Below are 12,866 nucleotides of genomic sequence, written 5' to 3'. Positions count from 1 at the left end.
CACCGTTATCCGGCGCATACCCGGGAAGATGATGGCCATGAGCAGTAACGACGATATGAAATGAACTTCATCCATTTGCATCTGCATACCGAATACTCGCTGGCCGACAGCGTGGTGCGGATCACGAGCGAGGGTCAACAGGGCGGATTGATGGACGCGGTCGCAGCCGCCGGCATGCCTGCGGTAGCGCTGACGGACCAGGGCAATTTGTTCGCCATGGTGAAGTTCTACAAGGCGGCGCTCGCCCGCGGCGTCAAGCCGCTCATCGGCGTCGATCTGCGAGTGCGCGAACCGGACGAGCGCGCGGATCCCTCGACGCTGGTCATGCTGTGCCAGAACGAGACCGGTTACCGCAATCTCACGCGCCTGGTCAGCCGCAGCTGGCAGGAAGGGCAAAGCAAAGGCATACCGATGGTCGACCGCGGCTGGCTGACCCGCGAAGACCTGGCCGGGCTGATCGCCTTGTCGGGCGCGCGCGCGGGAGATGTGGGCCGGGCAATCGTCAACGGGCGTCCCGAGGACGCCCGCACGGCACTGGGCTTCTGGCTCGATCTGTTCGGCGATCGCTTTTATCTGGAATTACAGCGTACCGGCCGCGAGGCGGAAGAGCGGCTCATCCAGGGCTCGCTCGAACTCGCCTGCGAGCGGGGTGTGCCGATCGTCGCCACGAACGACGTACGTTTTCTGCGGCCCACGGACTTCGATGCGCATGAAGCGCGCGTATGCATCCAGGAAGGCAGCCTGCTCGATGATCCCAAGCGGTCGCGGCATTACAGCCGCGAGCAGTATCTCAAGTCGCCGCAGGAAATGGCGGCCTTGTTCAAGGAGCTGCCCGAGGCGCTGACGAATTCCGTCGAGATCGCCCGGCGCTGCACCCTGCAACTGACCCTCGGCAAGTCGGTGCTGCCGCCGTATCCCGTGCCTTCCGGCATGAGCATGGAGGATTTTTTGCGTGAGGAGTCGCAGCGGGGGCTGCAGCAAAGACTGCTCCGGCTCGGTGCCGCACCCATGAAGGCGCGCGTGATCACCCCGCGGGAATATCAGGAACGCCTGGATGCGGAACTCGGCGTCATCTGCCCGATGGGCTTCGCCGGCTATTTTCTGATCGTAGCGGACTTCATTCGCTGGGCACGCGACAATGGTGTGCCGGTCGGCCCCGGCCGCGGTTCGGGCGCCGGATCCCTGGTGGCGTACGCCCTTGGCATTACCGATCTTGACCCGCTGCGCTACGATCTGCTGTTCGAACGCTTCCTCAATCCGGAACGCGTCTCCATGCCCGACTTCGATATCGACTTCTGCATGGACGGCCGTGATCGGGTCATCGACTATGTGGCGCAGCGCTACGGGCGCGAGCGCGTCTCCCAGATCATTACCTACGGCACCATGGCCGCCAAGGCGGTGGTGCGCGACGTCGCGCGGATCTTCGGCCAGAGTTACGGCTACGCCGATTCGATCGCCAAGCTGATACCGTTTGAACTCGGCATCACGCTGAAGGCAGCCATGGAGAAGGAGGAGGAACTGCGGCGCCGCTATCGCGAGGAGGAGGAGACGCGCGCACTGCTGGATATGGCCATGTCGCTGGAAGGCCTGGTCCGCAACGCCGGCATGCATGCCGGCGGCGTGGTGATCGCGCCCTCGATGCTGACGGATTTCACCCCGCTGTTCTGTGATGCCTCCGGCGGCAGCGTCGTCACCCAATTCGACAAGGATGATGTGGAAGCAGTCGGGCTCGTCAAGTTCGATTTTCTGGGCCTGCGCACCCTGACGATCATCGACTGGGCCGTCAAGACCATCAATGCGCAGCGCTTGCAGCACGGCGAAGCGTTGCTGGACATGGCCGCACTGCCCATGGACGATACGGCCACCTACGATCTGCTCAAGCGCTGTACAACCACTGCAGTATTCCAGCTCGAATCGCGCGGCATGAAGGATCTCATCCGGCGTCTGCAGCCGGACTGCTTCGAGGACATCATCGCGCTCGTGGCCTTGTTCCGGCCGGGACCGCTGCAATCGGGCATGGTCGATGACTTCATCGCCCGCAAGCATGGCAAGATCACCGGGCCGATCGACTATCTGCATCCCGATCTACAGCCTGTACTGGCCCCGACCTACGGTGTCATCCTGTACCAGGAACAGGTCATGCAGATTGCCCAGGTGCTGGCCGGCTATACGCTGGGCGGAGCCGACCTGTTGCGCCGGGCGATGGGCAAGAAAAAGCCCGAGGAAATGGCGCAGCAGCGTTCGATCTTCGTGACCGGCGCGACCGGCCGTGGTGTCGCACAGCGCACGGCGGAACATATCTTCGATCTCATGGAAAAATTTGCGGGGTACGGCTTCAACAAGTCCCACTCCGCCGCTTACGCGCTGCTGTCCTATCAGACCGCCTGGCTCAAGACGCATTATCCAGCCGCCTTCATGGCAGCGGTGTTGTCGGCGGACATGGACAAGACCGACAAGGTCGTGACTCTGATCGATGAGGCGCGCCGTATGCGGCTCGAGGTCGAGCCGCCCGATGTCAACGCTTCGCACTACATGTTCACGGTATCGGGCGAACGCCGTATTCGCTATGGACTCGGTGCGATCAAGGGCGTCGGCCAGGGCGTCGTGGAAATGCTGGTTGCCCAACGCGACAGCGGCGGTCCCTATCGCGACCTGGCCGATCTATGCCGGCGCTCCGATATCAATCGCATGAATCGCCGCGTGCTGGAGGCGCTGATCCGCGCCGGCGCCGCCGATTCATTGGGGCCGAACCGTGCCACCTTGATGCACAGTCTGCCGGCGGCGATGCAGCTTGCGGACCAGACTCTGCGTGCACGCGCCGTCGGCCAGGACGATATGTTCGGCCTCCTGGATACGAATACACAGAGCGAGGCGCCGGTGCCGGTGGAGGTGCTGCCGGACTGGAGTTCCCGCGTGCGCCTGGAGGGGGAGCGCGAGACTCTGGGGCTGTATCTCACCGGACATCCATTCGAGGAATTCGCCGCCGAACTGCGTCCCATCATCAGCGGCCGCATCGCCGATATCATCGGAGAGCGGCCGGCACCCGGAAGCAACGAGGGATTTCATTTCAAGGGCAGACCCGTATCCGTGGCCGGCATGGTGTTCGAAACCGGCAAGCGCGGCCAGCGTACGACTTTTACGCTCGATGATCGCAGCGGCCGCATGGAGGTCTCCATGTTCGAGGATGTCTGGCAGGAGTACCGCAGCCGGGTCGCGAAGGGTGCGATCCTGATAGTCGAAGGCTCGCTGCGCTTCGATGATTACATTGAGGACTGGCGCCTGACTGCCAAACACGTGATGGACATCGATCAGGCGCGTGAACGATATGGCCGCCGCCTGGTGCTGCGCTGGCCCGTCAATGCCGATGGCGAGGCCGACCGCGGGGTCGATCGCCGGTTCGTCGAGTCATTGCACGAGACGCTGCAGCCGTTTCGCGGCGGACGCTGCCAAGTGGCGATACGCTACCGAAATATCGAGGCGCGCGCGGAAGTGGTGCTGCCGGATGAATGGTCGGTGACGCCGACCTGCGAGCTGACCGAGCGTTTGAGTCGATTATTCGGCCATGACGGCCTGCGGCTGGTGTATGCATCGAGGTTGGATGCGTAGCATCCAACCTCGCGGCGGCATCAGCGGTTCGGGCGGGAGGTCGAGGAGGCAGGGATCGCCGAGGATCGGGAACGGCGATTTCCGGCGGGAGCCGTCATGCCAGGCTGTGCTCTGCCGGCATGGTTCGCTGGACCACCCTGCGCAGCATTTGTTTGAAGACGCCGATCTCGGTCAAACTGAAGTCCTTGAGGGCATCGCTTTCGATGGTCTTTCTGACGGCGGCGAGCCGCATCAGAATTTTGCCGCCTTCGATAGTGATACGTAAATCTTCCCGCGCCGCGCTCTGCCTGACCAGAAAGCCTCGATTCACGAGACGGTCGATATTCACCTTGCTGACCTCGGCCCCCGAGGTTTCTACCCGCCGCAGGAGATAATCCACTGTACAGGGACTGGTCATTGCTACAACCGCCAGCAGATAGAACTCGACCTCGGTGAGATCCGCCCGGGCCAGCTCGGGCCGTAGAGCAAGCTGACATTGATAGTGCGCCTTGGCCACCAGATACTGCAACGACATCAGTGTACTGGTGGCGAACGGCTCTTGATCCTCGGCTGCCGGGCCCTCCTCGGGATGCTCCATGGCAATCGCATACCGGCCGGAGAGGAAGACCAGGGGAGGGCGCTCGAAATGCTCATAGGCGACGATCTCGCCGCCTAGAATGTCATGATCGCCGCCATCGAAGCGGAAAACCGTCTTACACTGGAAGCGGGCACTGCAGTTATCGAGCAAAGGGACCTGTTCGATACCGCGATCAAGCTCGAGCCCGGCGAATTTATCAACACCGCGCTGGGCGAATATCGCGGCGAGATCAGCCTGTTCCTGGGCCAGGATATGTACGGCAAAAGAGTCCGTTTCCATGAAAGTGGCACGGTTTCCCGAGGTTTTGGCGAGACTCCAGAGCACCATCGGGGGATCCAGCGAAACGGAACTGAAGCTGTTGACCGTCAAGCCTACGTCCTGTCCGGTCACGCTGCGGGCGGTAACGATCGTCACTCCGGTGGCAAAGGTACCGAACGCCCGGCGCAGATCTCCCGGGTCGGTGCTCATGGCGACTGCCTGCATCGGCGATATCTTCGTCAACCGGCACCGGACTGCATCGTTGCCGGCACGATTGCTCCGTTGACCGGACAGACATCCATGCATTGAGGTTCATCGAAGAAGCCGACGCATTCGACGCACTTGTCCTGATCGATTACGTAGGGTCTTCCGGCGGTAATGGCTTCCGTAGGGCATTCAGACAGACACGCATCACAGGCGCTGCACAGTTCCGTGATTCTCAGACTCATGACTTGCCACCTATCGGTCAATATCGAAGTATGCCGAGCGTTCCCGGCGATTTGCTGCGACAGACTTCGCATTGGCCTGCCGATCCAGCATGAACATCAAGTGTATCCGCAGATCATCACCTGGACAGCGGGTGCCGGTGTTGTCCTGCTGTGCTTGTACGAGTCAATCAATTGCATTCGGCGGATCAAAGTCCTTATCCCAACCGGGTTCCGGTTCGGGATACTGAAGCAGCCAGCTATCCAATTCACGCAGATGAGATTCCTCCTCGGCCGCCAGCCGCAGCGCCGCGGCACGCAACTCGTCGCTCTTCGCCGACTCGGCCAATTGGCGATAAAAATCCAGAGCGTTTTGCTCATATTTCTGCGCCAGTTTTAATGCATGGTGCGGCGTGTGCAGATAATGCATGTCTTCCGAATCCGGAATCTCGGCGCCGCGCAGGCGATCACCGCCGCCGGCCTGCACCGCATCAACCGGGGTCGTCAGTTCACGTGACAGTTCATTGACATTATTCACATGCAGCCATTCGATGGCAGCCATCTTGCGGAATAATTCCGAGACCTCCGGGTTGTTGTGGACCGTCATGATATCGGCCAACTCCGCATAACGATTGGCGGCAGCACGTTCCATGATCTCGGCATAGGCCAACAGATCCTCGAGGGAACGCTCCGGTTTGATATTGCCGCTTGCAGTCATAGTACGAATTCCATGTCTAACTCGCTGATATCACCGCGCCGGTTCTTCGAGAGCGCGAATGGCTTACGATCTGTGCGATAAAGGATCCGCCCCACGCTCAGGCCGTCATCTTCCATCAAAAAACGGGCGGCGCTGCGAAAATCGGCTGTTGCGCTGTCGGGGATCTCACGCACCTGATTTTTCCACTGGCGCTGCTCCGGGCGAAAAGTCGGACAGGGACTCAGGATCTGTACGACCGAGAAGCCCGGGTGTCGAATCGCCTCGACCAGAATTTCCGCCAAATTGGCCGGGTCGCCGCTGAAGCAGCGGGCGATGAAGTTGGCGCCGGTCACCAATGCCAGCAACAAGGGTTGAAAAGCGGTCAAGCCGGTTCCCGCCGGGGTTAGATCGCTTCCGGTCCAGTCCGGCGCGGTGGTCGGCGAGGCCTGGCCTTTCGTCATGCCGTAGACCTCGTTGTCCATGATGATATAGGTCATGTCCACATTGCGGCGGCAGGCGTGCAGAAAATGATTGCCGCCGATCGAAAAACCGTCACCATCGCCTCCGGCTGCCAGTACGGTCAGATCGGGCCGCGCCAGCTTGAGTCCGGTGGCCAGCGGCAGGGCACGCCCATGCACGCCATGAAAACCATAGACGTTGACATATGTCGGTATTCGCGATGAGCAGCCGATGCCCGAAATCAAGGCGACCTGTTCAGGCGGCAGCTGCAGCGCACTCATGGCGTTGGTCAGAGCGCTCAGCACAGAATAGTCGCCACATCCGGGACACCAGACCGGCTTGACCCCGGAACGATAGCTGTCCGGATCCTTCATGACGGCATCGGGTTCTTTCTGCTGCAGCAAGGGTTCATGAATCACGTCGCTCTCCAGCTGGAAAGTTGTTCGCAGATCTGGTGCGGCCGAAACGGTAACGGACCGGGTTGATGCAGGATCCTGGTCTGCTGCGGCAGGTCGTAATAAGCCCGCAAGTAGCGGTAGAACTGTGCACCGTGGCTCTGCTCGACCACGAGTATGCGAGATACGCCGGCAAGGGCCTGCTGAAATTTTTCCGGCTGTACCGGCGCCAGCAGGCGAACGCTGAGCACTCTGACCTTGCCGCCTTCCTTTCGCCATCTACTCGCCGCTTCTCGTACCGCGCCGGTGGATGAGCCCCAGGTAACGATGGCCAGATCCCCTTCGCCGTCGAGATCCGCCCAGTAGTCTCCGTAGTCGTGGTCGGCAAGCTTGCGGGCACGTTTGTTCATCTGAGCAAGATGGTCCTCGGCACGCGAGGAGGGCGCACCGCTTTGATCATGCTCGAGACCGTCCGCCGTATATTGACAACCCGGCATACCCGGGGTCGCCATGGGCGAAACACCGGAAGGCGTATCCGCGTAGCGCAGATACTTCCGGCCGTCGGCAGGTTCGCTAGCCAATTCACGCCGGGTCGGAAAAACGATATCGGGAGGCCTGTCCAACACCGCTTTCGTCTGTCCGAGATATTGATCGGAAAGCACGATCGCCGGTGCCTGCAGAGTCTCCGATAGATGCGTGGCCCATTGTGTAGTGAAGATGCAGTCCGTTACGGAATTCGGTGCCAGCACCAGGTGCGGGGCATCTCCATGCAGGCCGTAAATCGCGATATTGAGATCCGCCTGCTCCGATTTCGCAGGGATGCCGGTCGATGGACCGCCGCGCATGACATCCACCACGACCAGCGGGACTTCCGCAGCGACGGCCAGACCCAGCGACTCGATCATCAATGACAGGCCTGGACCGGCGGTGGCGGTGAGTGCCGGCGTACCGCCGTATGAGGCGCCGACGATCTGGTTGATTGCCGCCAGTTCATCTTCGACCTGGACCAGCGCGCCTCCGACCCCGGGCAATGCCCCCGCCATCCACTCCAGAACTTCGGTGGCCGGCGTGATGGGATATGCGGCAACGAAGCGGATGCCTCCCCTGAGGGCGCCCAGGCCCGTAGCCTGATTGCCGCTGATACTCCAGCGTTTTCCCGATGACGGTGTATGAGCCGGCGGCAGCCGATATTCATCGCCGAGCGCTGCCGCCGCTTCATAACCGACCGCTACCGTCTGTTTGCTGACGGCCAGGATCTTATCGCCTTTATCGGCGAAAAAATTCTCGAGTACGGAATACAAGGGCTCAAGCGGCAGCCCGATCAGCCCGGCAACGACTCCCATGCCCACCATATTCGGACGCCCGCCGGGAATCGTCCTGGCAAGCTGTTTGAGCGGCAGCCCGACATAGCGGGCGCCGGTTGCGGCGATCACCTCCGGCGCCGCTCCATGGTCCAGATCGCCAATGACCAGGCTGTTCGCCGATAAGGGGATTTCACTGGCGAAGCGTTCGAGATTCTGCCAGTCAAAGGCCAGCAGAACCTGAAAATCATCGCCGTGACCCGCCACGGGATCGGTGCTGAAGCGGATCAGCGCAGCGGTCTCACCGCCCCGGATCTGCGCACCGACCGATCGGGTCATCAACGCGTACCACTGCGCCTTTCCGGCGGCATCCACCAGCATGGTGGCTGCCGAGATGGCGCCTGTTCCACCGCTGCCGGCCAGTGCGACGGAAATCGAGGAACCGGTTCCTTCCAAACGCGCTGAATTTCTATCCTGAATATTCGTAGTCATCATCAGTGTCGTTTAGCAACAGATTCCTTCGTCTGATAAGCCCTTGTCCGCGACCGTGCAGGTCACGGCGATCCCATGCATATTCGCCCTCGAACTCGAATCTTTCATGGCGAAAACAGCTTGGGAGCGAAAACGGCTTACGGGTTTCATGCCGGCGGCGAGATCTCGAGTCCGGCCGGGATGCGACTGCATCCCGGGCGGCAAAGGCTTACTTCTGCGGTATCGAACTCAGCGAGTCGGTCACGATGCCTATCACTTTCTTCACCAGTTCAGGATTCGGATCGGCCTGATAGACCTTTTCCACCTCATACTGGGAGAGTTCGTGCCAGACTGCCGGTTCCACCCCGTGACGTGCCAGAGAGTTCTTCACGCAGGCCAAGGGACAACCGTCGATCGCAATGATCGGCCGGCCGGACTTGGCAACCTTGACCAGCTTCTTGACATCACCACCCACGCCGGCGATGCAGGACATCTCCGCCAGGTTGCGGCGATCGAGCGCGATTGCCACGCTATTGCTGGTCTGGGCTGCGCTCGAGCAACCGGAACAGGAATAAACCAGCGGCAGCTTCGATCGATCGACAGTTGCCGTACCCGTATCTGCACTATGCACGGTGTTCATACAGTATCCTCACAAGGTTCAGAAGACGGGAGCGGCAGCCCGGATCATAGGATGAAGTCCGGGCGCCGCCTTCCCGCCAAGGGAATACCTCAGGTCTCCAGCCCGTAGAATTGGGCGGCATTGCTCCAGAGGATCTTGTTACGCTCCTCGGCAGTGCAGTCCGCGACAAGTTTCATGGCCCGGGCGCGATCTTCCGGAAACTCGGAATTGCCATGCGGGAAGTCCGATGCCCAGGAAAGGTTGTCGACACCGATGAAGTTCCGCATCTTGATGGCGTGCCTGTCGGCAATGACGTTCCATAGGAAATTGCCGCTGGTGCAGTACCAGGAGGGAGGATTCTTCAGGTCGATACCCGCCCAATGGCGCTGGCGATCGTAGAAGTGATCCATGACATCCATGGAGAAGGGCAGCCAACCGGCACCGGCCTCAAGCACGATGATGCGCAGGTTCGGCAGACGGTCGAACACGCCTGACAGGATCATCTGCGTCGCGCTGTAGGGTCCGCCGGTGACGACCTCGATATGACCGATGATCCAGGCAGCCACGTCCTGGTCGTTCTTGCAGCCGCCGATCGGGCTGGACCAGCCGCCGTGCATGGTGATGGGCATGCCAAGATTCATCGCCTCCTGGTAGAAACGATCGTCTTCGGGTTGCGGACTGGCCGAACCATTGGGGAAGGCAGCCGGTGCGACCGTACGAATACCCGGCAACTTGCTTACCCGCTGCAACTCGGCGATGGCATCATCGATTCCGGTCGTCGGAATACAGGCGCCGCCAAGGAACATATCGGGATAGGCTTTGGAGAAATCGCTGGCGAAGTTGTTGTAACCCCGCAGCACGTCCAGATATTCAGCCCGATCGAGCGTGCCGCGGGCCACGCCGATGACAGAGCCCGTCGGCCCGCCGGGAAGCAGTACGGCCGCCGTGATGCCGTCGATCTTCATCCATTCGGCATATTCATCCGGTCCGCCATAGGTTCCTGGAATCTTGTCCTTCTTGATGTCGATGGTTCCCTTTCTGATCTTCCAGTAGTCGCGATAGCCGCCGATGGCCGCGACGTTCACGCCATCGTCCCCATAACAGGGAGTGTGGCCGTGAATCTTGATCTTGTAGGGCGCCTGTTCGAACAGAGGATGATGTTTTTGCGGAATGTAATTCTCGAGCACCGTACCCCAGTGCTCAAGGTGGGTGTCGCACGATAATAGTTTTACGGGGATGGCACTCATTTCAGAAACTCCTCTATCTTTGACTGACAATTGCCTGCACCGAACTGCAGGATCTGGAACTTCAGGAAACCTGCTCGCTCGGCAAGCCAGCAAATTCTGTAATCAACGTTTGATACACAGCGGCAGCGTGGCATATCCACTCGAAGGGAAAATGGCATTGACAGGGGTTTTACCGGGCACTGGCTCGATCGCCGTGGTCTGTCTGAGCAGTTCCTCGGTGATCATCCGCAACTCCAGCCTGGCCAGCGGCGCACCTGGACAGACATGAACGCCCGCCCCATACAGGAGATTCTTTGCCGGGTCGCGATCCAGACGGAAGCTGTCGGGATCATCGAAGACGCGCCCGTCTCTGTTGCCGGCGATCCACATGAGCGATATCCGTTCACCGGCGCCGATCTTCCGGCCGCCGATTTCTACCGGACGGGTCGTGATCCGCCGATTGGCCACCAACGGGCCGAACATGCGCAGGATTTCATCGATAGCGGCATCCAGCAGGGAAGGTTGTGTCCTGAGTTGCTGCTGCAAGTCGACATGCTGCGCCAGATAGTAGGCCACGATGCCCACTGCCGCTGAGATGGAACCGATCTCACCGACAGTCCAGTTTCGCAGGATGCTGGCGATTTCCTCGTTGCTGAGCGGCCGTCCCCACACGCGCTCATTGAGCAGGACGGCGGTAAGATCGTCTTCAGGCTTCGACTGTCCTTGCGACCGGGCTTCGATCATGTCGTCGATGAGCGCCTCGAATTCCCGGGCTATTTCCGAGGTGATATGCCGATCCCGCTTGAGATTGGCTTCGTAGTTTCTTCGCGTCCAGCGGATCAACGGCTCATGCAGGGTCGTCGGCCAGTTGAGATGAGCGCACTGCACGTATACCGAGAACGGCAAGGCCAGATCCGCTATCAACTCCACCTCGTCGCGTCCCAGCATGTTGCGCACCAGGTCGGCAGCGATCCCGCGGCAGACGGGTGCAAATGCATCGACGCGTTCCGGTGTGAAACAGCGATCAATGATGGCGCGGTAAGCCGTGTGTTCAGGCGGATCCATGCCGTTCGGTACGGTGAGATGCTGGGATACCGCATTGCTGAAGGTTTCATGATCCAGGAGCGCACGTTCGATGTCCTCGTGACGGAACAAAGACCAGTGCATGAACTCGCTGAAGGCGACGGGACAGCGTTCGCGCATGGAGTCATAGGCGGCGCGTTGATCGCGCAGAACTTCGGCAGACCTTGGATCCCAGTCGGTCTCGATCCCATTGGGAACGCCGGCCGCCGTATGCGATGCAGCCTGATCGGCCTGGTTGGATGCCAATGCCGAAGTTCCCTTGTGCGGACAGGAATCCTCTCGGGATAGCTTTTCGGCCAAAGGACTGGTCGACCGTCGTAGGCTTTCAGCCATCGAATGCTCCTTACGCGAATCTTCGGTGCGTCGGCTGCCGTCTCAGGAAACGATGCCGGCTATCTTCAAGTTGAGAATCTGTTCCTCGTCATAGCCGAGCTCGGCGAGCACCTGGTCGTTATGCGCCCCGAGATCGGGGGCCGGACGGGCATTGAGTGCCTGGCGGTCGAACTGCAGGGGCGTGCTGACCATCTTGAGTGCCCGGCTGTCGCCGTAATCGACCTCCTGGATGAAGCGGTTGGCCACTGCCTGCGGATCCCGTGCAAGTTCACCGGCCTGCTGCACGATGTTCCACTGGCCTTCCTGGCTTGCAAGGATCGTCTCCCATTCGGCCAGCGTGCGTGTTGCAAACAGCTCATCGAGCATGGTCACACAGGCCTTCAGGTTCGCGGTGCGGTTCTCGTCGGTATCGAAACGTGGATCGTTGATCAGCTCAGGACGGCCGGCGGCTTTGCAGAAGCCCGGCCAATAGCGCTGGCTTTGCAGCATGCAGAGGGCAATGAAACGTCCATCGGATGTGCGGTAGCTATTCACCAGCGGATTCGGCACGATGTCGCGGCTTAGCTTGGGCAACTCGTTTACGCCGGCGAGCGTTGCGCCGATGATGCCGGTCTGCATCACCCACATGGATGTACCGAGCAGTGAGGTATCGACGACTGAAATCTTGCCGGTCATTGCCCGCTGCGCGAGTGCCGCTGCAACGCCGCCGGCCAGGATCGCGCCGCTGATGCTGTCGCCGAAGGCGCCGGTCGGTTGCAGGAGAACGTGCGGCGAGTCGTCCGGCGTTACCGCAGAGGCTACACCGCCGCGCGCCCAGAAGGAGAGCGCGTCATAGCCGCCCTTGTCCGCCTCGGGACCATGGGCGCCTTGCCCGCTGCCCACAGCATAAATGAGCCTGGGATGGCGGCTGCAGATATCCTCGATGTCGATCTTCAGTTTCCGGCGCGCCGACGGCAGTAGACTTACCAGAAAAACATCGGCATCTTCCAAGAGCCGGTGCAACACATCCGTGGCACCCTCGACGTTCAGGTCCATCGCGACGCTGCGTTTGCCGCGATTGAAAATATCCCAGAGGAAGGTGAAACCTCCGGTACCAGGAGCGATGCCCTGATAAGTGAGTCCGCGCATCGGATCACCGGTATGCGGCTCGATCTTTACTACCTCGGCACCCATATCGGCAAGCACGGCGCCTGCCGCCGGCACGAAGGCCCACATGGAGACTTCGACGACCTTGATTCCGGCGAGGGGAAGATTCTTGGCAGTCATCGTCTTCACGCGCTCACGCAACGAAGCGATTTCGGCGGATGCGGTTTTGCCGGTCGTCCAGCATGCCATTGGCATCGAGCTTGAGTGTCCCGAAGACGGGTTGTCGCCCAGTCGTTAAGCTGCATGCAGTTTCTCCACCGTATGAAGTCG

General features: G+C 60.6%; 11 protein-coding genes. 2 read left to right on the top strand and 9 right to left on the bottom strand.

All coding sequences use genetic code 11. From position 1 onward, the window contains the following. Positions 1–60 precede the first annotated feature (60 nt). Complete coding sequence (dnaE, locus tag ACG33_RS09605; RefSeq protein ID WP_066920719.1) at positions 61–3,606, top strand: DNA polymerase III subunit alpha; 3,546 nt, start codon at positions 61–63, stop codon at positions 3,604–3,606. A 94-nt stretch (positions 3,607–3,700) separates the two neighbouring features. Here dnaE and ACG33_RS09600 read toward each other — a convergent pair whose 3' ends face one another. From ACG33_RS09600 to ACG33_RS09560, 9 genes are all read right to left on the bottom strand, one after another. Then, complete coding sequence (locus ACG33_RS09600) at positions 3,701–4,651, bottom strand: flavin reductase (RefSeq protein ID WP_210398997.1); 951 nt, start codon at positions 4,649–4,651, stop codon at positions 3,701–3,703. A 29-nt stretch (positions 4,652–4,680) separates the two neighbouring features. Further along, positions 4,681–4,890, bottom strand: coding sequence for a 4Fe-4S binding protein (locus ACG33_RS09595; protein WP_066920715.1), 210 nt, complete (start codon positions 4,888–4,890; stop codon positions 4,681–4,683). Positions 4,891–5,053: 163 nt separating this feature from the next. Next, positions 5,054–5,536 carry a ferritin-like domain-containing protein gene (locus ACG33_RS09590; RefSeq protein ID WP_210398996.1) on the bottom strand — a complete coding sequence of 161 codons (483 nt, stop codon included), beginning with the start codon at positions 5,534–5,536 and terminating at the stop codon, positions 5,054–5,056. A 44-nt stretch (positions 5,537–5,580) separates the two neighbouring features. Beyond that, positions 5,581–6,396: a 2-oxoacid:ferredoxin oxidoreductase subunit beta gene (locus ACG33_RS09585; RefSeq protein ID WP_066923156.1), complete on the bottom strand. Its 816-nt coding sequence runs from the start codon at positions 6,394–6,396 to the stop codon at positions 5,581–5,583. 41 nt (positions 6,397–6,437) lie between these two features. Beyond that, complete coding sequence (locus ACG33_RS09580) at positions 6,438–8,213, bottom strand: 2-oxoacid:acceptor oxidoreductase subunit alpha (protein ID WP_210398994.1); 1,776 nt, start codon at positions 8,211–8,213, stop codon at positions 6,438–6,440. Positions 8,214–8,418: 205 nt separating this feature from the next. After that, a complete protein-coding gene (locus tag ACG33_RS09575; protein WP_066920711.1) occupies positions 8,419–8,829 on the bottom strand; it encodes a putative zinc-binding protein in 411 nt (136 codons plus the stop codon). 89 nt (positions 8,830–8,918) lie between these two features. Then, positions 8,919–10,055: an amidohydrolase family protein gene (locus ACG33_RS09570; protein WP_083536671.1), complete on the bottom strand. Its 1,137-nt coding sequence runs from the start codon at positions 10,053–10,055 to the stop codon at positions 8,919–8,921. 102 nt (positions 10,056–10,157) lie between these two features. Next, on the bottom strand, positions 10,158–11,450 hold the full coding sequence (locus ACG33_RS09565; protein ID WP_083536669.1) for a cytochrome P450: 1,293 nt from the start codon (positions 11,448–11,450) through the stop codon (positions 10,158–10,160). A 42-nt stretch (positions 11,451–11,492) separates the two neighbouring features. Next, positions 11,493–12,716 (bottom strand): CaiB/BaiF CoA transferase family protein, encoded by a 1,224-nt coding sequence (locus ACG33_RS09560; RefSeq protein WP_066923147.1) that lies wholly within the window; start codon positions 12,714–12,716, stop codon positions 11,493–11,495. On the opposite strand from ACG33_RS09560, the gene ACG33_RS16905 reads away from it, so the two are divergent. Next, entirely contained in the window at positions 12,706–12,834 is a 129-nt protein-coding gene (locus ACG33_RS16905; RefSeq protein WP_257721735.1) for a hypothetical protein, read from the top strand. The genes ACG33_RS09560 and ACG33_RS16905 overlap by 11 nt on opposite strands. The last annotated feature ends 32 nt before the right edge of the window (positions 12,835–12,866 follow it).

The sequence above is a fragment of the Steroidobacter denitrificans genome, assembly GCF_001579945.1.
Taxonomy (GTDB): Bacteria; Pseudomonadota; Gammaproteobacteria; order Steroidobacterales; family Steroidobacteraceae; genus Steroidobacter; species Steroidobacter denitrificans.
Note: the sequence above shows the minus strand (reverse complement) of the source record. Positions and strands in the feature narration are given on the sequence as shown.